Here is a 26,462-nt window from a genome sequence, read left to right as displayed (position 1 = left end):
CGCTGCGCCTGCGCGAGGCGCCGCCGCGCGACGGCGGCGCGGGCGGCGGCGGCGCGGGCGGCGCCGAGGGGTAGGCGTGTCGCGAGCAGTCGTGGCCGCCGCCGTCGACTACGGCACTGATGCTGAAATCGCATCAGTGCCGTAGTCATCGGAACGGGCAGCCGGACCGGCGCGATGCGCGGCGTACGTTCTGCTGTGAGCGGATCGGTCTGGTCGGGCGCGAGGTGGCTGGCTAGCCTCGGTGGCATGGTCGAGATCGCGTTCCCACCGGCGAGACGAGCGGATGCAGCGCCCGGAGCGCCCGCTGCGCACGCCGTCCTGGCGCCGCGCCGAGCCGAGCCCCGTCCGCTCTGGCGTGAGGAGGTCGGCGACGTGCTGCGCACCGAGCGACAGGAGCAGCGACGCATCCTCACCGAGGTCGCCGAGACGGCCGGCGTGTCCCCGCAGTACCTGTCCGAGATCGAGCGCGGGCGCAAGGAACCCTCGTCCGAGATCCTCGGATCGGTCGCCGGCGCCCTCGGACTCGGCCTCGGCGACCTCGCCGCTCGCGTCGCCGCCCGGCTCGCCCCGCGCGAGTTCCGCGCTCCCGTGCTCGACCTCGGCCCGGCGATCGAGCGGCGCTCCGTGCTCGAGTTCGCCGCGGTTCCCGAGCGGGCCGGCGGGCCGGCCGAGGGCGTCGGCGCGGCGGGGGCGCGGTCCGACGGCACGGTGCTGCTGCTCGTCGCGTAGCCGCGGCATCCGCCCCGCCACCGCCGCCGCCGTCAGGCGGCCGGCTGGACCCGCGCCTGCGCCGCCAGCACGTGATCGGCGAGCCCGTACTGCACCGCGGCCGCCGCGGGCAGGATGAGATCGCGGTCGGTGTCGTGCCGCAGCGCCGCGAGGTCGCGACCCGTGTCGGCCGCGAGCGCGGCCTCGAGCTCGGCCCGCACCCGCAACACCTCGTCGGCGTGCAGGATCAGGTCGGGCACGGTGCCGCGACCCTGCGACGACGGCTGGTGCAGCGTCACCTTCGCGTGCGGCAGGATCGACCGGCGCCCGCGCGCGCCGCCCGCGAGCAGCACCGCGGCCGGGCCGCCCGCCTGCCCGACGCACGTCGTCGCGACCTCGGGGTGGATGTGCCGCATCGTGTCGTAGACCGCGAGCGCGGCGCTCGGCGACCCGCCGGGGGAGTTCACGTAGAGGCTGATCGGGGCGTCCTGGCTCTCGGACGCGAGGTGCAGCAGCTGCGCGATGAGCACGTTCGCGACGCCGTCGTCGATCTCCGTGCCGAGGTAGACGATGCGGTCGCCGAGGAGGCGGCTGTAGACGTCGACGGTGCGCTCGACGTTGCCGCGGCGCTCGACGACGTAGGGGATCGAGTACGTGCTCATGCGGACACCCGCAGTCCGGTGACGGGGCGGTCCCCGGTCGGCACGAGGTCGTCGAAGCCGCTGGTGACGCGGTCGATGAATCCGTAGTCCACGGCCTGCTCGGCCGTGTACCAGCGGTCACGCAGGGAGTCCCGCTCGATCCGCTCGAGCGGCTGGCCCGTGTGCTCGGCGGTGAGGCCGAGCACGGTGTCGCGCGTGTACCGCAGGTCGTCGGCCTGCAGCTCGATGTCGACGGCCGAGCCGCCGATGCCCGCGGAGCCCTGGTGCAGCAGGATGCGCGCGTGCGGCAGCGCGAACCGCTTGCCGGGCGTGCCGGCGCTGAGCAGGAACTGCCCCGCACTCGCCGCCATTCCGATCGCGACGGTCGAGACGTCGTTCGGGATCGCCCGCATGACGTCCATGATCGCGAGCATCGCCGGCACCGAACCGCCGGGGGAGTTGATCCAGAAGCGGATGTCGCGCTTCGGGTCGTCGGCCGCGAGCGTGAGCAGCTGGGCGACCAGGCGGTTGCCGCCCTGCTGGTCGAGCTCGTCGCCGAGCACGACGACGCGGTGGTAGAAGAGCCGGGCGGTCAGCTCGTGGTCGATCGGGGGCGCGGGGAGGGTGTCGTGTTCGCTCATGCCTCGAGCCTGCGCCGCCGCCGGCCGTCGTGGGGCGGATGCCGCCCACGGCAGCACTGCCCACGGCAGCACTGCCCACGGCGGATCCGCGCAGGGCGGAACGGGAGCGGCAGCAGCGCCGCCTGCGCGGGAGCGGCTCAGTCGTTCCATGAGAATGAATGCATGGACTTCTCACTCGCGTTCACGCCCGACCTGCTCGTCGTGTTCCTCACCCTGTTCGTGCTGGAGGTCGTGCTCGGCGTCGACAACGTCATCTTCATCTCGATCCTCGCCTCGAAGCTGCCCGTCGAGCGCCAGGCGAGGGCCCGCAACCTCGGCCTCACGCTCGCGATGCTCATGCGCATCGCGCTCGTGTTCGCGGCGGGGTGGATCATCACCCTGAAGGAGGACCTCTTCGAGCTCTGGGGGATGGGCTTCTCGGGGCGGGACCTGATCCTGATCGCCGGCGGCCTCTTCCTCGTCTACAAGGCGGTCACCGAGATCCACCACAAGCTCGAGGGCGAGGAGGAGCACACCACGGGCGCCGGCACGGCCACGTTCGGCGCGGTCCTCGCGCAGATCCTGGCACTCGACATCGTGTTCTCGCTCGACTCGGTCATCACGGCCGTCGGCATGACCGAGAACATGCTCGTGATCATCACCGTCGTGGTGGCCTCGTTCGGCATCATGCTCTTCGCCGCGCGCTACATCTTCGCGTTCGTCAACGCCCACCCCACGGTCAAGATGCTCGCGCTCTCGTTCCTGCTCCTCATCGGCGTCTTCCTCATCGCCGACGGCTTCGGCGTCAAGATCGACAAGGCCCTCATCTACGTGCCGATGGCGTTCGCGATCTTCGTGGAGCTGCTCAACCTCGCCGCCGCGGCGCGCAAGAAGAAGCGGGCCGGCGCGACGGCCGCGGCCGAGCCCGTGCGCCTGCACCAGCAGTACGTCGACGACGAGTCCGCCGACCCGTCGGGTCACGCCCCGGTCGGCTTCGAGCGCTGATCGCGCGGCGGGCGCCCGCGACGCACGAACGAGCGGATGCCGCAGGCTCTCGCCCGCGGCATCCGCTCGCGTCGTGCTCAGGCCCGGGCCGGGCCGCCCATGCCGATCAGCTGCGTCGGTACTCGGTGACCATGGGGCAGTCGAACGGGTTCCGGGCGGAGAGGCCGACGCGGTTGAGGTAGCTCACGACGATGCCGTACGACTCCGGGACCGTGGCCTCGGTATAGGGCACGCCCACGGTCGCGCAGTGCTCCTTGACGATGCGCCGCGCCTTCGCGAGGTGCGGACGCGGCATGCTCGGGAACAGGTGGTGCTCGACCTGGTGGTTCAGGCCGCCGTAGAGCGTGGTGGCCCACCAGCCACCGATGATGTTGCGCGAGGTGAGCACCTGCTTGCTGAAGAAGTCGAGCTTCGAGTCGGCCGACACGATCGGCATGCCCTTGTGGTTCGGGGCGAACGAGGCGCCCATGTAGACGCCGAACACCGCGAGCTGCACGGCGATGAACGCGAACGCCATGCCGAGCGGGAGGAACCAGAAGATGGCACCGAAGTACACGATGAAGCGGGCGGCGATGAGGCCGAGCTCGAGGCCGCGGCCCTCGATGCGGCGACGCGCGAAGAGCGTGCGCACCGACGTGACGTGGAGGTTGACGCCCTCGAGCAGCAGCAGCGGGAAGAACAGGTAGCCCTGGCGGCGGGTGATCCACGCCATCAGGCCCTTCTGCTTCGCCGCGTCCTCCTCGGTGAAGGAGATCGTGTCGAAGTCGATGTCGGGGTCCTTGCCGACCTTGTTCGGGTTGGCGTGGTGGCGGCTGTGCTTGTTCATCCACCAGGCGTAGCTGATGCCCACGAGCGCGGTCGCGAGCGTGCGGCCGAGGCGGTCGTTGTGCGGACCCGACGTGAACACGGCACGGTGGGACGCCTCGTGCGCCACGAAGGCGATCTGCGTGAAGATGATGCCGAGCGCGCCCGCGATGAGCAGCTGGTACCAGGTGTCGCCCAGCAGGATGAATCCCGTCGCGGCACCGCCGAGGGCGAGCGCGAGGGCGCCGAGCACGAGCGCGTAGAACCAGCGCGTGCGGGTCAGGAGGCCGCTCTCGCGCACCACCTGCGCGACGGCGGTGTAGCTCTGCGTCACGTTCGGGCGATCGGTCTTCGGCTGCGTGCGACGCACGTTGCCGAGGACTGCGGTCTGGGGAGCGGGGACAAGGATGCCGGGAGCCCCGGCGGAGGAGGAGGAGATGGCGTGTCGTCCGGCCTGTTGACGGCTTCCCAGCCGGTGTCGCACGGGCGAGCGCCCGCTGAATGATATGCCGAGTCTAACCGGGGGCGGTGCGCAGGGGCTGTGAGTTCACCCCGGTGCGCCTGTGCATCGGAACGGATGGGCCGAGGGTGCGATCCGGCGCGCGATCGCGGCGTGGCCCTGTCGGCGGCGGCGGATCGGGGCTAGCATCGGCGCAACGTCGACGCCGATGCATCCGGAGGTCAAGATGAGCACCCTCGCCGAACTCCCCGCCGTCAGTGAATGCTCCGTCGCGGGGTGTTCGTACAACGACCACTCCCACTGCCACGCCGCGGCGGTCACGATCGCCGGGTCCGTCGGGGACGCGGAGTGCGCGACCTTCATCCCCCTCGGCACGAAGGGCGGACTCGACAAGGTGCTCACGCACGTCGGCGCCTGCCAGCGCGGCGAGTGCGTGCACAACGAGTCGCTCGAGTGCACCGCGACGGCCGTGCGCATCGGTCCCGGCGCCGACGCGGCCGACTGCCTGACGTACGAGCCGCGCTGACCTTCCTCCGCGTCAGCGGGCGGGTGGCGGTGTCGCGATCAGTCGCGCGCCCGCAGGAACGCGAGCTGCGCGCGCACGGATGCCTCCGCCGCCGTGCGCACCGAGACATCCGTGTCGGCGTAGACGAGGTCGGTGACGGACTCGGCGGAGGCGTCCGCGCCGAGCCGCGCGAGGGCGGCACGCACCTGGTCGAGGCGTTCCGCGCGATGGGCGAGGTAGGCGTCGCAGATCGCCGCGAGGTCGGGCAGCGCCGGCCCGTGGCCGGGGAGCACGGGGATCGGGCCTCCGGCGCCGAGTTCCCGCAGCCTGCGGAGCGAGTCGAGGTACGGGCCCAGGGCGCCGTCGGGGTCGGCGATGATCGTCGTGCCGCGGCCCAGGACGGTGTCGCCGGTGAGGACGCCCAGCGGTGCGCCGGGCGAGGCCCGGTCGACGCCCGATCCGTCGGCGTCGCCGTCGCCCGCATGGCGCAGCACGAAGCACGCGGAGTCGGCGGTGTGCCCAGGGGTCGCGAGCACCTCGAGCTCCAGTCCGGCCGCCCGGATGCGCTCGCCGTCGACGAGCGGCTCCGCATCGCGGCACCACTGCGGTGAGATCGCGCGCACCGGGGCGCCGGTGAGCCGGGCGAACGCGTCGACGGCCTCGGTGTGGTCGGGATGGTGGTGCGTGACGAGCACGAGTGCCACGCCGCCCTCGGCGAGGCGCGCGAGGTGACCGGCGTCGTCGGGACCGGGGTCGACGACGATCGCGCCGCCCGCCCCTGCGCCGCCCGCCCCCGCGCCGGGCGCCCGCAGCACCCACGAGTTCGTGCCGTCGAGCGTCATCGGGCCCGGGTTCGGCGCCCGCACGAGCGTCGCCTCCCGGGGGATCGTGCCGTCCGTGTCCGCCTCCGCGCCGCCCATCCCGGCAGTGTAACCGCGCGCGTAGGCTGGCGGGATGGACACCGACGTCGACCCCTCGATCGCGCCGCCCCGCACGGCATCCGCGGCCACCGTCGTGCTGCTGCGCGACGGCGAACGCGGCATGGAACTCCTGCTCGGGGAGCGGCCGAGCGATCGAGGCTCGTTCCGCGGCGCCTGGGTCTTCCCCGGCGGGGTCGTCGACGGGGCGGATGCCGCGGGCGATCCGCTCGACTCCGAACCCGCCGCCCGACGCGCCGCCGCGCGCGAGACGCTCGAGGAGACGGGGCTCGTCGTCGACCCGGGCGAGCTCGTGGCGTTCGCCGTGTGGAGCCCGCCCGAGGGCGTGGAGAAGCGCCTGCGCACCCGGTTCTTCGCCGCGCGCATGCCCGACGGCGAGATCCGGCTCGCACCCGACGAGCTCGTCGCGGCCGAGTGGATCCGTCCGGTGGACGCGCTCGCCCGCCACGCCGAGGGCACCATGGTGCTCTACCCGCCCACGTGGGTCACGCTGCACGGGCTGCAGGACGCGGCATCCGTCGACGAGGCGCTCGCGACGCTGGCCCGCGGCGAGGTGCGGCCCTTCGTCGGACGGTTCAGCGACGACCGCACGGCCCTGTACTGGCAGGAGGACGAGCAGTTCGACGCCGGGCACCGCGGGCGCCCCGCCGTGCCCGACGACGCGCCCGACGCGGAGGGGCCGCGTCATCGCCTCCTGATGGACCGGCTGCCCTGGGTGTACGTGCGCTCCTTCTGAAGCGGGCGCGCGCTCGCCCGCGCCCGTGCATGCCATAGATTCGCGCCCAGCGCAAGAGACTTGCGACCCCGAAGTCGCGCCCGGCAGAATCCTCAGACCGGTAGTACCGGGAGATTCGAGCTGGAGAACCAGCTCCACGCATGGAGTCGAGTGCGATCGCTCCGGTCCGACGCCCGCCGAACAGGAGGTTCCATGCCCGAGTCATCCGTGGCCCGCGGCCAGGAGGCCTCATCAGCCCCCAGCACGCAGTCGACGCCGTCGACCCCCCAGCACGTCTCCGCTCGCGAATCCATCGCGCACACCGACCACCAGTCGGACGACATCGCCGAGCGGCTCTTCCTCTCCAACCCCCTCGCGCCGCCCACCCGGGCCCGCTACGAGTTCGTCGAGCATCTCGGGTCGGGCGGCATGGCCGACGTCTTCCGGGCCCGCGACACCGAGCTCGGGCGCCAGGTCGCCATCAAGCTCTTCCGCGACGACGGCGACACCGTGGCCGACCGGGCGCGTCGCGAACGCGAGATCCGGCTGCTCGGCGAGCTCAACCACATCGGCCTCGTGCAGATCCACGACGCCGGCACGCTCGTCCACGAGGGTCGCGAGCGCCGCTACCTCGTGATGGAGCTCGTCGAGGGCCGTTCGCTCGCCCATCGCCTCGCCCGCGGTCCCATGAAGCCGCGGCAGGTCGCCGACATCGGCGCCCAGATGGCCGACGCGCTCAGCTACGTGCACGGCCGCGAGGTCGTGCACCGCGACGTCAAGCCCGAGAACATCCTCCTGTCCGAGACGCCCGCCTTCGGCTACACGCTCGTCGCGAAGCTCGCCGACTTCGGCGTCGCCCAGTTCACCGACGCGACCCGGCTCACGAGCAACGGCGCGATCATGGGCACCGCGGCGTACATCTCGCCCGAGCAGGCACGCGGCGAGGACGCGGGACCGGCGAGCGACGTCTACTCGCTCGGGCTGGTCCTGCTCGAGGCGCTCCGCGGGGAGCGGGAGTACACCGGCACGCCGATCGAGGCGGCGCTCGCGCGACTGCACCGGCCGCCGACGATCCCCGACGACCTGCCTCCCGAGTGGCGCGCGCTGCTCGCCGCGATGACGGCCGACGACCCCGCCGTGCGTCCCACCGCACACGACGTCGCCGCGACCATGCGCGACATCATCCGGGTCCTGATCCTCGATTCCCGCGGCAAGCACGAGCGCGCGGCGAACCCGTGGCGGCGCCAGCTCCAGCGCGGGCAGGCGTCGCCCGTGGGCATCATCCTCGGCCTGGCCGGGGTCGTGGTGGGCACGGTCGCGGTCTGCATCGCGGTCGCCCTCGCCCTCGGCGTGGGTGCCCCGGTCGGTGGCTGACGGACTCGACCGTGCGGCCGCGGCCGAGGCGCCCCCCGCGGCGCAGGCCGATCGCGGGGCGCCGCGGCGCGCCAGCGAGTCACCGCCCGACGCCGGGCGTAGCGTCGCTCCCATGTGGAGACGCACGCCCCCCCAGCGCGCCATCGAGGCGCCCCCGCAGGCCGAGCTGACGGCCGACTCCCGTTCGACCGCCCCCGAGCTGCGCATCCGCGCGTTCCGGATCGGATTCGTGGGCGCCCTGGGCGTGCTGGTGGCGGTGTTCGTCGCCGGACTCCTCGGACAGCTCAGCACGGTCCTGCTCTACATTGCGCTCGCGGTGTTCCTCGCGCTGGGACTCGACCCCGTCGTGAGCTGGCTGCAGCGGCGGGGGATGCCGCGGTGGACCGCGATCGTGATCGTCTTCGCGGCCGTCATCGGCCTCTTCGTCGGCATCATCGCCACGATCGTGCCGATCGTCGTCGACCAGATCACGAACGCGATCGACAACTGGCCGCAGATCGTGGAGGACTTCAAGAACAGCGACTTCGTCGCCTGGATCGGATCGTTCGGCGGTGCCACGTGGGTCGAGGACTCGGTCGCCGCGATCGGCGACTGGCTCGCCGACCCGAACAACATCGGCGCGCTCACCGGCGGCATCCTCGCGGTCGGCGCCGGTATCGCAGGCGGGATCACGGGCGCCACCATCGTGCTCATCCTCACGCTCTACTTCCTCGCGTCCCTCGCCTCGATGAAGCGCTACGCCGCACGGTTCGTGCCGGCGTCGTCGCGTCCGGGCTTCCTCGACGTGAGCCAGGAGATCACCGGATCGGTCGGACGATATGTCATCGGCCAGATCAGCCTCGCCTCCGTCAACGGCGTGCTGAGCCTCATCTTCCTGACGATCATCGGCGCGCCGGTCCCCATCCTGCTCGCGTTCATCGCCTTCCTCGGCTCGCTGATCCCGCTCGTGGGGACGCTGACGGGCGCCATCATCATCTCGCTCGTGAGCCTCGCCGCGTCGCCCGCGACGGGTCTCGCCGCCGCGATCTACTACCTCGTCTACATGCAGGTCGAGGCCTACGTGCTGAGCCCGCGCATCATGAACCGCGCGGTGTCGGTGCCCGGCGCCCTCGTCGTCATCGCCGCCGTCGCGGGCGGCACGCTCGGCGGGGTGCTCGGCGCGCTCGTCGCGATCCCGATCGCCGCGTCGCTCATCATCATCGTCGAGAAGGTGATCTTCCCGAGGCAGGACGCTTCGTAGCGACGCGGTCGTCGCATGCGGATGCCGCGGGGCCCGAGCCCCGCGGCATCCGCATGCGCACCGCCGTCAGTTGCGTGAGAGCGAGCCGCCCGACCGGGTGCGGGAGACCGCGTCGACCGTGGCCGCGAGGATGAGCACGCCGCCCGTCACCGCGTAGTTGACGCCGGCCGGGAGGTTGAGCAGGCCCAGCCCGTTGGTGATGACCGCGATCACGAGCGCACCGATGGCCGCGTGCAGGAGCCGGCCGCGTCCGCCGAAGAGGCTGACGCCGCCGACGACCGCCGCCGCGACACCGCTCAGCACGAGGTCGCGCCCGGCCGCGGCATCCACCGACCCGACCTTGCTGATCGAGAAGAGGCCGGCGACGACCGCGAGCGTCGAGCACACGATGAACGCGGTCCAGCGGATCATGACCACCTTGATGCCCGAGCGACGTGCCGCCTCGGCGTTGCCGCCGATCGCGTAGATGTACCGGCCGTACCTCGTGCGGTCGAGCACGAAGGTGCCTGCCCACAGGATCGCCAGCACGATCGGCACGACGATCGGCACGCCCTGGACGGCGCGGACCGACTGCCCGCGGTCCTGGTTGAGGATGTACACCACCACGCCGCCGAGCGCCGCGATGACGCCGAGCTTGATCCAGACGAGGGTGATCGTGCGGTTCGGCACGCCGGCGCGGGTGCGGCGGGCGCGGTCCCAGAACGAGGTGCCGGCCGAGACCGCGAGGATGACGACGAGCATCGCCCAGCCCGCCCACGGCGGCATGTTGCTGTTCTGGATGGCGAGGATCTCGGGGATCTGCACGCGGTAGAGCCCGCCGGAGCCGATGATCATGAGCTCGACGCCCTGCAGGCCGAGGAAGAGGCCCAGCGTGACGACGAACGACGGGATGCCCACTCTCGCGACGAAGAAGCCGATGAACGTGCCGATGGCGATGCCCGTCGCGAAGGCGACCGCGAGCGCGACGATCCAGTTGAAGCCCTGCACGTTCACGAGCACGATGAAGATGCACATCGTCACGCCGGCGGTGACGCCCGCCGACAGGTCGATCTCGCCGAGCAGGATCACGAACACGAGCGCCATGCCGAGCATGACGAGCGTGGCCGCCTGCGTCATGAGGTTGGCGAAGTTGCGTTCGGTGAGGAAGAACGGGCTGAGCGCCGAGAACAGGATGCTCAGCACGATGAACCCGCCGATGGCCGGCAGGGCGCCCATCTCGCCGCTGCGGATGCGCTGGAGCCAGGCCCGGAACTGGTCGCCGACCGTGCCCTCCTGGCCGCTGCCGATGAGGTCGGGCGCGACGTCGGTCACCGAGGTGTCGGGTGCGACCGGGGTCGACTTCTGCGTGGTCATGCGCTCGCTCCCGTCGGGGTCTTCGTGCCGGTGATGTACCCGACGACGTCGTCGCGGGTGGTCTCGGCCGTCGCGACCTGCGCCACCATGTGGCCGAGGTACAGCACGCTGATGTGGTCGGCGACGGCGAACACGTCGGCGAGGTTGTGGCTGATGATGATGACTGCCACGCCCTGCTCGGCGAGTCGCTTGACGAGGTTCAGCACCTGCTCGGTCTGGGCGACGCCGAGGGCGGCGGTCGGCTCGTCGAGGATCACGACGCGCGCCTTCTTCAGCACGGCGCGCGCGATCGCCACCGTCTGCCGCTGGCCGCCGGAGAGCGACGACACCTTCTGCCGCACGGACTTGACCGTGCGCACCGAGAGCGAGCGGAGGGTGTCGGATGCCTCGCGCTCCATGAGTCCCTCGTCGAACGTGCCGAACTCCGTCTCCTCGCGGCCGAGGAACATGTTCTGCACGATGTCGAGGTTGTCGCACAGGGCCAGATCCTGGTACACCACCTCGATGCCGAGGCGGGCTGCGTCGCGCGGGGTGTGGAGCACGACCTCCTCGCCGTCGAACTTCACGGTGCCGGCGTCGTACGGCTGCACGCCCGCGAGCCCCTTGATGAGCGTCGACTTGCCGGCGCCGTTGTCGCCGACGAGCGCGGTGACCCTGCCCGGGTAGGCGTTGAGGTCGACGCCCTTGAGCACGCTGACCGGGCCGAAGCTCTTGACGATCCCCGTCAGCTCGATGATGGGCTTGTCCATGCGGGTTCCTTTCAGACGACGCTGTCCAGGATTCAGTGTGGCACGCCGGTGGCCGGCGCAGGAGAGCGGATGAGGTCCCGGGCCGCACCTTCTCGGCGCGTCCCGGGACCTCCTCCGTCTGGTGTCGCTATCCGCTGATGCCGTACTTCTCGCACGCGGCGGCGACTTCGCCTGCGCAGAGCTCGGTCGCATCGGCGTCGCCGGCGTCGACGACGTCCTTGACCTGCTCCGGACCGACGAGCTGCGGCGTGACCGCGATGTACGGCGTGCCGTCGTCGAGCTTCTGGTCGGCCGTGGGCTTCTCGCCGTTCAGCAGCGCGACCGCGAGTTCGACCGCGGCGTCGGCCTCGAGCTTGATCGGCTTGTAGACCGTGGCGGTCTGCTTGCCGAGCAGCACGTTCTGCAGGCCGGCGATCGAGGCGTCCTGACCCGAGACGGGAACGGTGAGGCCGTTCTTGTCGAGGATCGTGATGACGCCCGCGGCGTTGGTGTCGTTGGCGACCCAGACCGCGTCGACCTTGCCGCCGAGCGAGGTGAGCGCCTGCTCGAAGTTCGTGGCGGACTTGTCGCCGTCCCAGACTCCCGGCGGCTCGGCGGCCGGCTTGATGCCGGCGGCCGACATGACCTCGACGGCGCCGTCGTGGAACATCTTGGCGTTGCCGTCGGCGGGGTCACCGCCCATGTACACGACGATCGCCGTGGCCGGGTCCTTGCCGGCGGCCTTCAGCCCGTCGACGATCGACTGGCCCTCGAGCGCACCGACCTGCTTGTTGTCGAACGAGACGTAGTAGTCGGCGCCCTCGATCGGCCGGTCGTAGGCGATCACGGGGATGCCCTCGCCCTTGGCCTTCTCGGCGACCGCGGCACCCGCGCCGTTGTAGTCCACCAGGAGCATGACGCCGCAGCCCTTGCTGAGCTGCTGGTCGGCGATGGTCGCGTACTTGTTGGTGTCGCCCTGGGCGTTCTGGATGTCCGTCTCGAATCCGGCGGCCGTGAGGCCGTCGTCGAGGTACGGACGGTCGTTGTTCTCCCAACGCGGCGATGAGGCGGCGTCGGGGAGGATCACGCAGGCGCGCTTCGCGTCCGCGTTGCTCGCCCCGCCCCCATCGTTGCCACCGCTCGAACAGCCAGCAAGCAGCAGCGCCGAGATGCCGGCGAGTGCAGCAGTAGAGAGCAATGAAGACTTCTTCATCGGGCTCTCCCCCTTCTCTGAGGTGAGGTCGACCCCTCGCGGTGCCCCCGTCGTCCTTGGCGGGTGCACAGCCATGCTCGCGCAAATGCAGCCGAAGCGAACAAATGATTGATAACGCTTGGGTAACTCACCGACCGTTCGGTCGGTGCCTCTCCGGCGGCATCGCGCCGCAGTCGGGGGAGCGCTCTCATGGCACCCCCCGAATTGGGGTGAGGCTCAGAACCAGATGCTGAGGTGCGGCGTGCGTTCCGACGCGAACATGCGGTCGGCGAGCTCGGCCGATCCGGGCGAGAGCTCGGCGATGCGCGAGGCCCGCAGGAGGGCCGAGGGGCGCACCCCGCCGAGGTAGATCGCGGCGAGCTCTCGAGCTCCGAGCCGGAGTCCGCGCGGCGCCGTGGCGCGCGAGGCGGCGCGGGGCGAGACGTCGTCGGATGCCGCGCGGCGGCTGCGTTCGCGGCCGCGGGGCGCCTCGGCATCCGTCGTCTCGTCATCGCCACCCGGGCCGTGCACATGGGCACGGCCGTCGGCGGCGGCGAGCAGCGTGTACCGGCCGGCCGCGTAGCCGAGCGGATCATCGATCTCGAGCACGAGCTCGCCCGCGGCGCCGTACCGGCGGGCGGCGAGCGCCGCGACGGGATCGACGATGCGGATCCACAGGTGATCGACGACGTCCCGGAACGCGACGGCGCGGCGGTCCTCGAGGAGCCAGGGCAGCGGCTCGTCGACCGAGCGCAGGTAGCCGCGCACACCGGTCACGAAGTCGACCTCGAGGAGGAACCGCCACAGCTCGCGCTCGGCGTCGTCGGTGGCGGCGGCGAGCGCGTCGAACTCGAGCCATCCGGGGTGGTTCGGTTCGCGCGTGATGCGGTAGACGGCGAACCCCTGCGGCTGCCCGTGCTCGTCGTCGTAGCGCACCGCGCGGAGGGCGCGGGCCGCGTCGGACTCGGGGTCGGCGAGCCCGAGCATGCGGTCGAGCACGCCCGACCAGCGGTCGATCTCGCCGGGGGTGCGGGCGACCGCGCGACGGGAGATCGCCGCCGCGACCTCGCGCAGCCCGGCAGGCTCCACGAAGTGCACGCGACCCGGGGCCTCGGGGCCGATCCAGTGGGAGCGCCCGCGGTCGACCTCGACCGTGGCGCTGCTCGCGGCGGGCGCATACCCGTACCGCCCGTAGATGGTCGCCTCGGTGACGGTGAGCATCGCGACGGCCGCGCCCGCGTTGCGTGCGTTCGCGAGCTCGCCCTCCATGAGGGCGCGGGCGATGCCGCGGCGCCGGTGGGTGGGCGACACGGTGACCGAGCTCACGGCCCAGCCGTCGACGCTGCGTCCGCCGGGCACGCTGAGTCCCGTCGGCCAGCTCGACACGGTCGCGACGGGGATCGCCGGGTCGGCCGCGGTGGTGTCGTAGACGCCGTGCACTCGGCGCTCCGACATGACGCGGACCTCGTGCTCGATGCCCGCGGCGCGGGGCCGCGCGTGGTGGAAGCCGCGGTGGTCGGCCTCGATCCATGCTTCGAACGCCTCGCGATCGGCGGGGTCGAGCAGCCGGTAGTCCAGGCCCTTGCGGGCGAGCGCCGCCGATGCTGCAGGGTCGACGGGCACACCGGAGGGATCGAACGACATCCCTCCAGCGTAGCGACCGCGCCTGATGGCGGGCAGAATGGACCCCACGACCCGGCAAGCGTATTCCGGAGCGCTCCCGCAATCATGCCTCCCGGGCCCTCAATGGGGGATCGGCGGTCTCCGCCACGCGGTTCAGGCGCCGGCGTCGGCGTGCTCGTCGGCAGGCTCGTCGGCGCGATCGTCGGCGAGCGCGGCGAGGTAGGCGTGCACCGAGGAGATCACGACCGATCCCTCGCCCACGGCCGACGCCACCCGCTTCACGGAACCCCGTCGCACGTCGCCCACGGCGAAGACTCCGGGCACAGAGGTCTCGAGGGGCGCGGGGCCCTCGCCGTCGCCGAGCCAGGCGTCCGGTCCGCCCTCGGCGATCACCTCGGGGCCCGTGAGGACGGAACCCCAGCGGTCGCGCAGCACCTCGGCGGGCAGCCACCCCGTGTGCGGCCGGGCGCCGATGGTGATGAACAGCGCGTCGGCGGGCACGGAGCGGCGCTCGCCGTCGTCGGTGCGCTCGAGCACGACGTGGTCGAGCCGATCGGCGTCGGATGCCGCCGCGTCGACCACGTGCGAGCGCGTGATCAGCCCGACCCCGGCGGCCTCGAGCTGTTCGATGAGGTACTTCGACATGCTCGCGGCGAGCGAGTCGCCGCGCACGACGAGCGACACCGATCGGGCGTAGCGGGCGAGGTGCAGGGCCGCCTGGCCCGCGGAGTTGCCGCCGCCCACGACGAGCACGTCGCGGCCCGACTGCGCCCGAGCCTCGACGGAGGAGGCGCCGTAGAAGACCGACGACCCGACGAACGGCTCGAGCCCGGGCGCGGCGAGCCGGCGATAGCTCACGCCGGTCGCGAGCACGACGGCCCGCGCCCTGACGGTGTCGCCGGGAGCCACATCGACCTCGAAGCCGCCCTCGACGCGGCGCAGGCCCGCGGCGTGACGCGTGTGGGCGAAGCGGGCGCCGAACACCCAGGCCTGCTGGTAGGCGCGCTGCGCCAGCTCGGAGCCGGACACCCCGCGCGAGAAGCCGAGGTAGTTGCGGATGAGCGAGCTCGAGCCCGCCTGCCCGCCGATCGACTCGCCCTCGAGCACCAGGGTGTCGAGGCCCTCGGATGCCGCGTACACCGCCGCGGCGAGTCCGCTCGGTCCGGCGCCGATGACCGCGAGGTCGACGGTGCGCTGCGGCAGCGAGGTCTCGAGGCCGCGGGCACGGGCGAGCTCGGCGTCGTCGGGGTCGACGAGCATGCGTCCGCTGAGCGTCCGCACGATCGGCGCGCCGGTGTACTCGACGCCGGCGGCCTCGAGGAGCGTGCGCGCGTCGTGCGACGCCGGGTCGAGGAAGTCCGTCGGCACGCCGCCCCGGGCGAGGATGCTGCGGAGCACGTGGGTGCGCGGCTGCGTCGCCTCGCCGATGACGGTGAAGCCGCGGTGGCGCTTGCCGACCGCCGCCTCCCACTCCCGCAGGAAGTCGGTGACCGCCCGATGGAACGACTCGTCGATCGCGTGGGCGGGGCGAACCACGTAGTAGTCGATCTGCACGTGCGACACGAGCTGGAGCACGGTGTCGGCGGTCTCGCTCTCGGCCCACGAGCCCCACTCGATGACGAGCCCGCGGCGCACGTCGGGGAAGGCACGTCGCGCCGCGGCGAAGACGCTCTCATGGGCGTCGACCGGCGCCGGGTCGTCGGCGAGTACGAGCGCGAGGTCGCCTCCGCTCGCACGCAGCTCGTCGATCGCGGCGACCGCGGCCTGAGGTCCATCCGCCTCGACGATGCGGTAGTCCTCCGCGTACCTCCGGCGCAGGGGCACGAGGAGGTCGTCGCGGACCGCCGGATCGGCGCTGACGACCAGGATCGCCGCCGGCCGACGCGTCGGTGTGGCATCCATCCCGTTCGCCTCCCTCGAAGCGGCACGCAGCGGCTGCCCGGGCCGCCTCGTCGCGAGTGTACCGCCGGGGCGGGGAGTCGCGCACCGTGGGCGACGCGGCTTTCGTCCCTCGCCCCCTCGCGGGCCCGCCGCTAGCCTGACAGGAGTGCCCGGCGCCGGCCGTGCCTGAACCTGGGGGGTTCGATGGATTCAACTGAGCGCCATCTGGTCGAGGCGTATGTCTTCGGCTATCCGCTCGTCTACAACATCTCGTCGGTGGAGGCGCTGGCGGCGCACGGCATGGCGTCGCTCCCGCCCGCGCCGTTCAACGCGTTCGCGCACGCGACCGAGCTCGCGACGCCCGACGGCAGGTTCGTGAGCGTCAACAACGACACGCTCTACTCGCTCGCGCAGCTCGACCTCTCGGGCGGCCCGCTGCTGCTGCACGTGCCCGACACCGACGGCGCGTACTACGTGCTGCAGTTCGTCGACGCGTGGACGAACAACTTCGCCTACGTGGGCCGTCGCGCGACCGGCACGGCCGAGGCCACCTTCCTCATCACCCCGCCGGGATGGTCGGGCGAGGTCCCTGCGGGGGTGCGCGTCATCGAGGCGCCCACCGACATCGCCACGATCGTCGGCCGCCTCGCCGTCGACGGCGACGACGACGTGCCGCGGGTGCTCGCGCTGCAGCCGCAGTTCACGCTCACCCCGCTCGAGGGGAACGGCCCGCTCCGCGGCATCCCGCAGCCGTCACCGGAGATCCCCGAGCACCTGAAGTTCTGGGAGCTGCTCCGGCTCTGGGCCCGCGCGTTCCCGCCGGCGGCCCCGGATGTCGCGTTCCTCCGTCGATTCGCGGACTACGGGCTCACCGACCCGGGCAACCCGTACGGCCTCGTATCGCGCGAGCTCGACGAGCACCTCGCGCACGCGTTCGCCGAGGGTCGCGCGCACATCGAGGAGATCTCGAAGCCCGACCCCTCCGACACGGCCTCGGCGCCGAACGGCTGGCGCGGATTCCCGCACGGCTTCGACTACAACGTCGACCACCTCGGCCTCGGCACGATCGATTCGCCCGAGTGGAAGATCGCCGACCGCGCCGAGTCCTACGTCACCCGTGCCCGCTCCGCGCGGAACGGACTGTGGGGCAACCACGGCTACGAGGCGTTCTACGCCGAGGTGTTCGTCGATGCCGACGGCGCGCAGCTGAACGGTGCGAACGCCTACGAGCTGCGGCTCACGGAGCTGCCGCCCAACGACGCGTTCTGGTCGGTCACGATGTACTCGACGCCCGAGTTCTACCTGGTCGACAACCCGATCGCGCGCTACTCGATCGGCGACCGCACGCCGGGCATCGTCACGGGCGAAGACGGCTCGCTCGTCATCCGCATCCAGCACGACCGGCCCGACGACGAGGCCGCCGCGGCGAACTGGCTGCCCGCGCCCGAGGGCGACTTCCGCCCGCTGCTGCGCGTCTACCAGCCCGGTGCGGCCGTGCTCGACGGCTCGTTCGTCATGCCGGCGATCACGAAGCTCGGCTGACCGCGGCCGCCGCGAGGTGCGGCGCCACGCACCGGTCGAACGCCGAGGCGGTGCGGGCGACGACCTCGCGCCACGGGGCGCGCCGTCCGGGCCCCTCGGGCATCGTGGCGACGACGCCGCGGAGGGTCGAGACGCCCCCTGAGTCGGCGAGCCGTCGCACGGCCACGGCGAGGCCGACTCCGCCAGGGGTCCCCGCCGAGTGCGGGTGATGCGCGTGCGGGGCGTATGATCAGGTGAAACTGAACATCGCTCAATGAAAGTCAAGTGTTCGCTCGTGTTTGGTGCTAACATTCGTGTTGAACCGTTTCACTCGACCCATGCGGCCGACCCGTTCCTCAACGACGATCCGAACAGGAAGATGACCATGACCCAGTGGCACGCGCGCATGATCGCCCCCGACGACGACTTCTCCGGTGCGCCGCTCCTGCGAGGCGAGGTCCGTCTCGACGAGGGCCACGGCGACGTCGCGCAGGCCACCCTTCTGCTCTCGGCGCTCGGCGTCTGCGAGGCCTGGATCAATGGCAGGTCCGTCTCCGACGACCTGCTCACGCCGGGCTGGACGAGCTACGAGTGGCGCGTGCGCTACGCCGAGTACGACGTCACGTCGCTCGTCGCCCCCGAGACCGTGATCGGCGTCGCGCTCGGCAACGGCTGGTACCGCGGCCGCCTCGCGTGGGCCGGCGGCTCGAGGTACTACGGCGAGGAGCTCGGCGCGTTCGCCGAGCTTCGGGTGCGCTTCGCCGACGGGCACGAGCAGGTCATCGGCACGGATGCCACGTGGTCGGCCGGCCCCTCGGCGACGACGGCGAACGACCTCTACGACGGACAGTCGATCGACGCCCGCCTGCGCAGCAACGACTGGACGCTCCCTGGCTTCGCCTCCGACGCGTGGACCGGCGTGCACGAGCTGGACTTCGACCTCGACCTGCTCGAGCCCTACGTCGGACCTCCGGTTCGCCGCCAACAGGAACTCGCGCCCGTCTCGATCACGACCTCGCCGAGCGGCGCCGTGCTCGTCGACTTCGGGCAGAACCTCGTGGGCTGGGTGCGCGTCGCGGTGCGCGGCGAGGCCGGCCGCGTCGTGACCCTGCGTCACGCCGAGGTGCTCGAGCGCGACGAGCTCGGCACGCGCCCCCTGCGGTCCGCCGCGGCCACCGATCGGTTCACGCTCAGCGGCGGCGATGACGTCTTCGAGCCCACCTTCACGTTCCACGGCTTCCGCTACGTCGAGGTCGACGGCTGGCCGGGCGGTGTCGACGCGATCGGCGAGGGAGCCCTCACGGCGATCGTCGTGCACTCGGAGCTGCGCCGCATCGGTCGCATGGAGACGTCGAACCCGCTCCTGAACCGCCTGCACGAGAACGCGGTCTGGGGCATGCGCGGCAACTTCCTCGACGTGCCCACCGACTGCCCGCAGCGCGACGAGCGCCTCGGCTGGACGGGCGATCTCTCGGCGTTCGCGCCGAGCGCGGCGTTCCTGTACGACGTCGACGGCTTCCTGCGCGACTGGCTCCGCGACCTCGCCGCCGAGCAGCGCCACCAGGACGACCTCGTGCCCTTCGTCGTGCCCGACGTGCTGAAGTACGTCGAGCACCCGGCGGAGTTCCCCGAGCCCGACTCATCCGCCGTCTGGAGCGACGCGGCGGTCTGGGTGCCGTGGGCGCTCTGGACCGCGTACGGCGACCGCCGCGTGCTCGCCGACCAGTTCGCGTCGATGGCCGGCCACGTGCGCCGCGTGCGCAGCAAGCTCTCGCCCACCGGGCTGTGGGACACCGGCTTCCAGTTCGGCGACTGGCTCGACCCGGATGCCGCGCCCGACCAGCCGTGGGCGGCGAAGGCGAACCCCTCGGTCGTCGCGACGCTCTGCGCCTACCGCAGCGCGACGCTCACCGCGAACGCCGCCCACGTGCTCGGCGACACGGCGGCGGCGGCGGAGTTCCGCGAAATGGCCGACGGCCTGCGTGCCGCGTTCGCCGAGCACTACGTCACCGACGGAGTGATCTTCAGCGATTGCACGACCGTGTACGCCCTCGCGATCGTCTTCGGCATCCTCGACGACGACGACCGCGCATTCGCCGGCCGCCGCCTGTCCGAGCTCGTCGCGGCATCCGGGTACCGCATCTCGACGGGCTTCGCCGGCACGCCGTTCGTGACCGATGCGCTCACCGACACGGGCCACCTCGACGACGCCTACCGGCTGCTGCTGCAGACGGAGTCGCCGTCGTGGCTCCACCCCGTCACCATGGGCGCGACCACCATCTGGGAGCGCTGGGACTCGATGCTGCCCGACGGCTCGATCAACCCCGGCGAGATGACGAGCTTCAACCACTACGCGCTCGGCGCCGTCGTCGACTGGATGCACCGCGTCGTGGGCGGCCTCGCGCCGCTCGAGCCCGGCTACGGGCGCATCCTCATCGCGCCCCGGCCCGGCGGCGACCTCACCTGGGCGGATGTCTCGCTCGAGACGCCGCACGGACACGCCGCCGTGCGCTGGGAGCTCGCCGACGGCGAGCTGCACGTGCGCACCGAGGTGCCCGCGGGCGCGGAGGCCACGCTGCGCCTGCCGGGCCGCGACGACGAGGTGCTCGCGCCCGGCGTGCACGAGCGCGTGGTGCCGCACGCGGCATCCGTCGCGGCGCTCGAGACCGCCTGAGCCGACGAACGAGCGGGGTCCCGCCCTGGACTCGCCTACGCGGTGCGCGCCGGGGTCGACTCGCGCAGCACGACCTCGGTGTGCACCGCCTCCTCGTCAGCGGCCGTGGCGTCGCCGAGCGCGAGGCGCAGCGCACGGCGCCCGACCTCCTCGAGGGGGATCCGCACGGTCGTGAGCGGCGGGGTCACGTCGCGCACCGTGGGCACGTCGTCGAAGCCCGCGACCGCGACATCCGTGCCGGGGGTGAGCCCCGCGTCGCGGATGGCCGACATCGCGCCGACGGCCATGACGTCGTTCGCCGCGAAGACGAGCTCGATGCCGTCGAGGCCCTCGTCGAGGAGCTGCCGCATGCCCTCGTAGCCGCCGTCGCGCGTGAACGCGGGCCGCACGACGCGGTCGAGGGTGGCTCCGGATGCCGCGAGCCCGTCGCGGAAGCCGGCGAGCCGGTCGTCGCCGGTACGCAGGCCCTCGGCGCCCGTGATGGCTGCGAAGCGACGGTAGCCGAGGCCCGTGAGCGAGCGGGCGAGCGCCTCGGCGCCGGCCCGGTTGTCGAGCTGCACGGTGCGGAACGGGAGGTCGGTGCTGCTCACGAAGGCGACCCGGCCGCCGTTGGACTCGTAGGCGCGCAGCTCGGCCTCGAGGGCGTCGCCGTTGGGGTCGCCGTCGCGGCGCGACGCCGCGAGGATCATCACGCGCGGACGCTGGCCCCGCAGGTTGCGCACGAGCTCGAGCTCGCGCTCGGGCTCGCGCTCGGTGGCGGCCATCGTGACGATGAGCCGCTCCTGGTCGGCCTCGCGCACGACGCCCGCGGCGATCTGCGAGAAGTAGGGGTCGGCGATGTCGGCGACCAGCAGCGCGACGGTGGTCGTGGTGCCGCGCGCCACCGCCTGCGCCGAGAGGTTGGGGGAGTAGTCGAGCCGCGCCGCGGCGGCGAGCACGCGCTGCCGGTACTCCTCGTTGACCTTGCGGGTGCTGCCGTTGAGCGATCGCGAGGCCGTGGCGAGGGAGACCCCCGCCTCTCGTGCGACATCGTGCAGCGTGGCAGGCGCGCTCCGCGGCGTTTCGACACCTTCGCCGATCATCGGTCCTCCTGCAGTGCCCAGCTTGTGGGCGACTCTATCGCGCGACTTCCGCGGGAGCACCGTGGTCGGGCGTCTCGCCCTGGCGACGCCGCACGGGCCATAGGGCCCGACTGTGCGTCGCGGCGGTCTGCCATCATCGGCGGCATGACGAATCCCACGAATGCACCAGCGGGCTGGTACGACGACGGCCAGGGCGCCCAGCGGTACTGGGACGGCACCCAGTGGACGGAGCACACCGCGCCGCTCGCGGCCTCTGCCGCTGCGGCGGCTGAGCCGGTCGCCGCCGCGCCGGTCGCGCCCGTCGCGCCGACGGCCGCGATGCCGTACGCTGCCGTGTCGCCGGGCGGGTCGGTGCCGCCGCCCCCGGCGAAGACCAACGTGCTCGGGATCGTCGCGCTCGCCGTCGCGGGGGTGGGGTTCATCCTCGCCGTCATCCCCTTCACCTTCTTCGTGGGCGCCGTGCTGCTCCCGATCGCGCTGATCCTGGCGATCATCGCCCTCTTCCTGCCGGGCCGGAAGTGGCCCGCCATCACGGCGCTCATCCTCGCGATCGTCGGCGGGATCGTGGGCACCATCGTCTTCGTCGTGGTCATCGTCGCGGGGCCCGTGCAGCAGGCGCTCGAAGATGAGGGGATCATCGGTTCGACCTCCGAGGCGACCGAGCCGCCCGCGGCGTCGGAGTCGGAGGAGGCGACGCCCGAGCCCGGGCCGGTCGGCAACCTCGCCTTCGGCGACACGATGGTGTGGGAGGACGACGTCGAGCTGACGGTCTCCGCGCCCGAGCCCTACACCCCGACCGAATTCGCCGCGGGCGCCGACCAGGCCAGCCAGCTCGCCTTCACCATGACGATCACGAACAACTCGACCGAGAACCTCCAACCGGTGGTCTACACCCGGCTGTCGTCGGGCGGCCAGGAGGCCAGCCAGATCTTCGACGTGACGGCGGACGGCACCCAGATCGGCGTGCCGCCGACCACGGTGGTGCTTCCGGGCGAGTCGGTGACGTGGACCGAGGCGTGGTCCGTCGCCGATCCGAACTCGCTGACGATGCAGATCGCCCCGTCGTTCGACTACGAGGACGCGATCTTCACCAACGTGCAGTGAGCCGGATGGCGCAGTCGGCACTGCGTCCGACGTTCCCCACCGCCGGAACGCATCCGCGGTAGCATCCGGCATGAGCCAGCCAGCGGGTCCCGACGACGAGGTCGGCCGGGGCGGCCCGCCGCACGGGGACGAAACCGGCGGAGGGGATCCCATCGCGGCGCGGCGGAGGCGCCGGGTGCTGCGCTGGTCGACGGCGGTCGTGGCCGTCTTCGCGATCATCGCGGTGGTTGTCGGTGCCGCGAACCTCGCCGGGTCGGGCACCTCCGGGGCCGGCGATGGCGAGCCGGCGGCATCCGGCACTGCGACGGCTGCGCCCGAGGCATCCGGACCGCTCGACCCCGCGCTCGTCGCCGAGCTCGAGGCGGCGCTCGATGAGGGATTCGCGGCATCCGGGATGCCCGGGGTCATCGTCGGGCTGTGGATCCCGGGGGAGGGCGAGTGGGTCTCGGCGCGAGGCGTCGCCGACATCGACAGCGCTGCGCCGATCGAGCGGGGGAACCAGCAGAAGATCGGCAGCATCACGAAGACGATCGTGGCGAGCGTGATGCTGCAGGTGATCGGCGAGCCCGACTCGGGCGTCCGCCTCGACGACACGCTCGACCGCTGGTATCCCGACTTCCCCGAGGCGCGGCGCATCACCGTGCGCATGCTGCTCAACATGTCGAGCGGCGTCGGCGAGTCGGGCCAGCCGCAGGTCGACCGCATCTGCGCCGACCCGTACGCGATCCCCACGTCCGACGAACTCATCGCGATCGGCGCGGCGACCCCCCGCGCGGACTTCGCGCCCGGTGAGGGATACGAGTACGCCAACACGAACTACTTCCTCCTCGGTGGGATCCTCGAGCAGGTGACCGGCAGTGACCTCGCCTCGCTCATCCACGACCGCATCGCGGAGCCCTTCGGCATGGAGCGCAGCCGCTACGCACTCGACGGGCAGGTCGTCGCGCCGCTGACCCACGGCTACTCGCTCTTCTGCCCAGCGCGCGGCGAGCCCGTCGACACCGTCGACTGGTCCAACGGCCAGGGCGGGGCGGCCGGCGCCATGGTGTCGACGCTCGACGACATCCATGCGTGGGGCGAGGCGCTCGGCGCGGGCGCCGGAGTGACACCCGCGCTGCAGGCCGCCAGGTACGCGGATGTCGCGCCGAACTCGGGCACGGGCGGCAACGGCTACGGCCTCGGGATCGGCGTGCAGCACGACCCAGGCACCGGTTGCGTGCTCAGCGTCTCCCACAACGGCGCCGAGCCCGGCTATGGCACGAGCGTCGCGTACTTCCCGAGTACCGGTGCGGTCTTCGCGTTGCTGGGCAACGGCGACGGCGGCACGGGCGTCGCGTCGCTCGAGGTCGGGGCCGCGCTCGCGCCGGTGCTGCTCCCCGTGGTGATCGAGGCGCCGACCGGACCGTGCACCGCGCCCTGGGGATGACTGGGGACGAGGGGTCGGTCGGTCTGCCTCGGCGAGGCGGTCGCGCCCGCGCCGATGGTTGTGCTCTGACACTGACGGGCTCGAGAGTGGTCTCGCGCCGTGCGGACGGGCACGATGCGAACCATGATGGACTGCATGACTCGCGATCGCGCGGTGCCCAACCTCCCGTCCCGGGACTTCGACGTGACCGAGGCGTTCTATCGCGGCTTCGGCTTCGCGAGTGTCTTCCGCGACGACGGCTGGATGATCCTCCGGCGGGGTGACCTGGAACTCGAGTTCTTCCCCTTCGCCGATCTCGATCCCGCGGCGAGTTCGTTCCGCTGCACGCTCCGCGTCGCCGACGTCGACGAACTGGCGGAGGCCATCGCCGCCGCCGGCGTTCCGGTCCGTGCGACCGGCTTCCCGCGCCTCCATGAGGTCGCCGCGCAGGACTGGGGGCTGCGGGCCGGCCATCTGGTCGACCCCGACGGAACCCTGCTGACGCTCATCGAGGAGCCCTCGGGCTGATCCGCTCCTGCGCCGCGGCGCCGGACTGCACTCGGCGACCTCACGGGGTCGGAACCTTGTGCCGCGAACCGCGAGGAGGTTGACTCGGTTTCGTCATCCAGGTGGGCGGGGCGATCGGGGGCACAGGATGGACGCTGGCGCGATGGAGCGGAAGCCGGATGCCGAATCAGACGTCGACCGGCGGGCCCGCGACGTCGAAGCGCAGATGACCGACGACGAGCGGTTCTCGCTCATCGTCAGCGTCATGGGCGTCAACACCGTGAATCCGGTGCGCGATCCCCGGATCCCGGAGGGCGTGCCCATGAGCGCCGGGTACACGCCCGGGATCCCGCGGCTCGGCGTGCCGTCGCTCCTCATGAGCGATGCGAGCCTCGGGGTCACCAATCCCGGGTACCGGCGCGGCGACACCGCGACCGCCCTGCCGTCGGGCATCGCGCTCGGCGCCACGTTCGATCCCGCGATGGCCGCGGCATCCGGAGCGCTCGTCGGTCGCGAGGCGCGCAGTCGCGGGTTCAACGTGCAGCTCGCGGGCGGCGTCAACCTCGCCCGCGACCCGCGGAACGGGCGGAACTTCGAGTACCTGTCGGAGGACCCCCTGCTCACCGCGACCCTCGCGGCCGAATCGATCCGCGCCATCCAGGGCGAGGGCGTGATCTCGACGATCAAGCACTACTCGCTCAACTGCAACGAGACGAACCGCCATTGGCTCGACGCGATCATCGATCCCGTCGCGCACCGCGAGTCCGACCTGCTCGCCTTCGAGATCGCGATCGAGCGGGCGCAGCCCGGCTCGGTCATGACGGGCTACAACAAGGTCAACGGCGAGTACGCGGGCGGAAACCGCATCCTCATCGAGGACGTGCTGAAGGGCGCGTGGCGGTATCCGGGCTGGGTCATGTCGGACTGGGGCGCGACGCTCGACTGGGAGTTCGCGAACGCCGGGCTCGACCAGGAGTCGGGTGCGCAGATGGACGTGCTGATGTGGAAGTCCGAGGCGTTCACCGACAAGCTGCGCGCGGCCCATGCCGATGGACGGCTCACGCCGGAACGGCTCTCCGAGATGGTCCGGCGCATCCTGCGGTCGATGTTCGCCGTGGGCGTCGACGCGTGGGACGAGGCCGACCGGACGGGTACGGCGGATGCCGCGGTGCACTCGGGCGCGGCCGGAGCACCCGACGCCGCGGAGCACGACGCGATCGCCCTCGAGACGGCGCGCCGCGGGATCGTCGTGCTCGCGAACGACGGGATCCTTCCCCTCGCGACCGAGCCCGGTGCGCTCGTGGCGGTCATCGGCGGGTACGCACAGCTCGGGGTTCCCGCCGGCACCGGATCGAGCGCCGTCACGCCCGCGGGCGGGTTCGCCGCGGTCGTGCCGATCGGCGGAGCGGGGGTGATGGGGCCGTCGCGCAACCTCTACCTGCACCCGAGCTCGCCACTCACGGAGCTGAAGCGACTCCTGCCCGAGGCATCCGTCGACTTCGATCCGGGGATGAACGCCGCCGAGGCCGCGCTCCTCGCCGCACGGGCCGACGTCGCGATCGTCTTCGCGATCCGCCCCGAGGGCGAGAGCTACGATCTCGCCGACCTGTCGCTTCCGTGGGGCCAGGGCGAGCTCATCGAGCGGGTGGCCGCCGCGAATGCGAACACGATCGTGGTGCTCGAGACCGGCAACGCCGTGGACATGCCGTGGCGGGACCGGGTGCGGGCGATCGTGGAGGCGTGGTACCCCGGTCAGGCCGGCGGCCGGGCGATCGCCGAGGTGCTCACCGGAGCGGTCGAGCCCTCGGGCCGGCTCCCGATCACGTTCCCCGCGAGCCTCGACCAGACGCCCCGGCCGGAGCTGCCGGGACTCGGCACGCCGTGGGGCACCCCGACGACGATCCGCTACGACGAGGGCGCGGAGGTCGGGCACCGCTGGTTCGCGAAGACCGGGCAACGTGCGCTCTTCCCGTTCGGGCACGGGCTCTCGTACACGAGCTTCGACTACGAGGATCTCGAGGTCGACGGCGGCACGACGATCACCGCGTCGTTCACCGTCGTCAACACCGGTGGGCGGCCCGGCGCCGACGTGCCCCAGGTCTACCTGACCGACGCGCCCGACGGGCCGAGGCTGCGCCTGCTCGGGTTCGAGCGGCTCCACCTCGAGCCCGGTGAGTCGCGCAGGGTCACGATCGTGGCCGAGCCGAGAGTGCTCGCACGGTACGACGCGGATGCGGGGGCGTGGCGCATGCTCGGCGGCCGGCACGAGGTGGCCGTCGGGCAGAACGCCGAAGACCACGTGCTCAGCGCTGCGGCCGAGCTGGACGGGCGCACGTTCGGGGCGTGACCATTCGGTCGCGACGCCCCGAGCGCATCGGTCGC

At 72.2% G+C, this 26,462-nt stretch carries 22 protein-coding genes; 12 read left to right on the top strand and 10 right to left on the bottom strand.

Annotated elements, in window-relative coordinates:
- Nucleotides 1–246 precede the first annotated feature (246 nt).
- Nucleotides 247–729, top strand: a complete 483-nt coding sequence (locus EDM22_RS20160; RefSeq protein ID WP_122936703.1) for a helix-turn-helix domain-containing protein — start codon at nt 247–249, stop codon at nt 727–729.
- Between the two features lie 32 nt (nt 730–761).
- On the opposite strand, the gene EDM22_RS08875 is transcribed toward EDM22_RS20160, so the two are convergent.
- Entirely contained in the window at nt 762–1,370 is a 609-nt protein-coding gene (locus tag EDM22_RS08875; RefSeq protein ID WP_122936702.1) for a ClpP family protease, read from the bottom strand.
- Nucleotides 1,367–1,990: a ClpP family protease gene (locus EDM22_RS08870; RefSeq protein ID WP_122936701.1), complete on the bottom strand. Its 624-nt coding sequence runs from the start codon at nt 1,988–1,990 to the stop codon at nt 1,367–1,369. The genes EDM22_RS08875 and EDM22_RS08870 overlap by 4 nt, the downstream gene beginning before the upstream one ends.
- A gap of 162 nt (nt 1,991–2,152) precedes the next feature.
- On the opposite strand from EDM22_RS08870, the gene EDM22_RS08865 reads away from it, so the two are divergent.
- Nucleotides 2,153–2,974: a TerC family protein gene (locus EDM22_RS08865; RefSeq protein WP_122936700.1), complete on the top strand. Its 822-nt coding sequence runs from the start codon at nt 2,153–2,155 to the stop codon at nt 2,972–2,974.
- Between the two features lie 106 nt (nt 2,975–3,080).
- On the opposite strand, the gene EDM22_RS08860 is transcribed toward EDM22_RS08865, so the two are convergent.
- Nucleotides 3,081–4,148, bottom strand: a complete 1,068-nt coding sequence (locus EDM22_RS08860) for a fatty acid desaturase family protein (RefSeq protein ID WP_122936699.1) — start codon at nt 4,146–4,148, stop codon at nt 3,081–3,083.
- Between the two features lie 316 nt (nt 4,149–4,464).
- Here EDM22_RS08860 and EDM22_RS08855 point away from each other — a divergent pair, with 316 nt between their 5' ends.
- A complete protein-coding gene (locus EDM22_RS08855) occupies nt 4,465–4,764 on the top strand; it encodes a DUF1540 domain-containing protein (protein WP_122936710.1) in 300 nt (99 codons plus the stop codon).
- A 38-nt stretch (nt 4,765–4,802) separates the two neighbouring features.
- Here EDM22_RS08855 and EDM22_RS08850 read toward each other — a convergent pair whose 3' ends face one another.
- Entirely contained in the window at nt 4,803–5,663 is an 861-nt protein-coding gene (locus EDM22_RS08850; RefSeq protein ID WP_122936709.1) for an MBL fold metallo-hydrolase, read from the bottom strand.
- 34 nt (nt 5,664–5,697) lie between these two features.
- Between EDM22_RS08850 and EDM22_RS08845 the strand changes: the two genes are divergently transcribed.
- The 3 genes from EDM22_RS08845 to EDM22_RS08835 all read left to right on the top strand — a co-directional run bounded on the left by EDM22_RS08845 (nt 5,698) and on the right by EDM22_RS08835 (nt 9,010).
- A complete protein-coding gene (locus EDM22_RS08845) occupies nt 5,698–6,417 on the top strand; it encodes an NUDIX hydrolase (protein ID WP_122936698.1) in 720 nt (239 codons plus the stop codon).
- Between the two features lie 192 nt (nt 6,418–6,609).
- On the top strand, nt 6,610–7,770 hold the full coding sequence (locus EDM22_RS08840; protein ID WP_122936697.1) for a serine/threonine-protein kinase: 1,161 nt from the start codon (nt 6,610–6,612) through the stop codon (nt 7,768–7,770).
- A 112-nt stretch (nt 7,771–7,882) separates the two neighbouring features.
- Nucleotides 7,883–9,010 carry an AI-2E family transporter gene (locus tag EDM22_RS08835; RefSeq protein ID WP_170964071.1) on the top strand — a complete coding sequence of 376 codons (1,128 nt, stop codon included), beginning with the start codon at nt 7,883–7,885 and terminating at the stop codon, nt 9,008–9,010.
- Nucleotides 9,011–9,076: 66 nt separating this feature from the next.
- Here the strand turns inward: EDM22_RS08835 and EDM22_RS08830 are convergent, their stop codons facing one another.
- The 5 genes from EDM22_RS08830 to EDM22_RS08810 form a co-directional block, all read right to left on the bottom strand.
- Complete coding sequence (locus EDM22_RS08830) at nt 9,077–10,363, bottom strand: sugar ABC transporter permease (protein WP_122936696.1); 1,287 nt, start codon at nt 10,361–10,363, stop codon at nt 9,077–9,079.
- The gene (locus tag EDM22_RS08825; protein WP_122936695.1) at nt 10,360–11,112 is read right to left on the bottom strand and encodes an ATP-binding cassette domain-containing protein; all 753 of its coding nucleotides are present in this window, start codon (nt 11,110–11,112) and stop codon (nt 10,360–10,362) included. The genes EDM22_RS08830 and EDM22_RS08825 overlap by 4 nt, the downstream gene beginning before the upstream one ends.
- A gap of 127 nt (nt 11,113–11,239) precedes the next feature.
- Entirely contained in the window at nt 11,240–12,178 is a 939-nt protein-coding gene (locus tag EDM22_RS08820) for a sugar ABC transporter substrate-binding protein (RefSeq protein ID WP_245989286.1), read from the bottom strand.
- Nucleotides 12,179–12,520: 342 nt separating this feature from the next.
- Nucleotides 12,521–13,927, bottom strand: coding sequence for a GNAT family N-acetyltransferase (locus EDM22_RS08815; RefSeq protein ID WP_122936693.1), 1,407 nt, complete (start codon nt 13,925–13,927; stop codon nt 12,521–12,523).
- 132 nt (nt 13,928–14,059) lie between these two features.
- Nucleotides 14,060–15,808, bottom strand: coding sequence for an NAD(P)/FAD-dependent oxidoreductase (locus EDM22_RS08810; RefSeq protein ID WP_122936692.1), 1,749 nt, complete (start codon nt 15,806–15,808; stop codon nt 14,060–14,062).
- Nucleotides 15,809–15,991: 183 nt separating this feature from the next.
- Here EDM22_RS08810 and EDM22_RS08805 point away from each other — a divergent pair, with 183 nt between their 5' ends.
- Together EDM22_RS08805 and EDM22_RS08795 are read left to right on the top strand one after the other, a co-directional pair.
- A complete protein-coding gene (locus tag EDM22_RS08805) occupies nt 15,992–17,329 on the top strand; it encodes a DUF1254 domain-containing protein (protein ID WP_122936691.1) in 1,338 nt (445 codons plus the stop codon).
- A 364-nt stretch (nt 17,330–17,693) separates the two neighbouring features.
- Entirely contained in the window at nt 17,694–19,982 is a 2,289-nt protein-coding gene (locus EDM22_RS08795) for a family 78 glycoside hydrolase catalytic domain (protein ID WP_376917735.1), read from the top strand.
- 35 nt (nt 19,983–20,017) lie between these two features.
- On the opposite strand, the gene EDM22_RS08790 is transcribed toward EDM22_RS08795, so the two are convergent.
- Nucleotides 20,018–21,064 carry a LacI family DNA-binding transcriptional regulator gene (locus EDM22_RS08790; protein WP_122936688.1) on the bottom strand — a complete coding sequence of 349 codons (1,047 nt, stop codon included), beginning with the start codon at nt 21,062–21,064 and terminating at the stop codon, nt 20,018–20,020.
- Nucleotides 21,065–21,208: 144 nt separating this feature from the next.
- On the opposite strand from EDM22_RS08790, the gene EDM22_RS19825 reads away from it, so the two are divergent.
- From EDM22_RS19825 to EDM22_RS08770, 4 genes are all read left to right on the top strand, one after another.
- Nucleotides 21,209–22,168, top strand: coding sequence for a DUF2510 domain-containing protein (locus EDM22_RS19825; RefSeq protein ID WP_122936687.1), 960 nt, complete (start codon nt 21,209–21,211; stop codon nt 22,166–22,168).
- Nucleotides 22,169–22,238: 70 nt separating this feature from the next.
- Nucleotides 22,239–23,594, top strand: coding sequence for a serine hydrolase domain-containing protein (locus tag EDM22_RS08780; RefSeq protein WP_138708053.1), 1,356 nt, complete (start codon nt 22,239–22,241; stop codon nt 23,592–23,594).
- A 135-nt stretch (nt 23,595–23,729) separates the two neighbouring features.
- Nucleotides 23,730–24,101: a bleomycin resistance protein gene (locus EDM22_RS08775; RefSeq protein ID WP_122936707.1), complete on the top strand. Its 372-nt coding sequence runs from the start codon at nt 23,730–23,732 to the stop codon at nt 24,099–24,101.
- Between the two features lie 142 nt (nt 24,102–24,243).
- The gene (locus EDM22_RS08770; protein WP_212591917.1) at nt 24,244–26,427 is read left to right on the top strand and encodes a beta-glucosidase family protein; all 2,184 of its coding nucleotides are present in this window, start codon (nt 24,244–24,246) and stop codon (nt 26,425–26,427) included.
- Nucleotides 26,428–26,462: the final 35 nt, after the last annotated feature.

The organism is Agromyces tardus, assembly GCF_003710805.1.
In the GTDB taxonomy this organism is placed as follows: domain Bacteria; phylum Actinomycetota; class Actinomycetes; order Actinomycetales; family Microbacteriaceae; genus Agromyces; species Agromyces tardus.
Note: the sequence above shows the minus strand (reverse complement) of the source record. Positions and strands in the feature narration are given on the sequence as shown.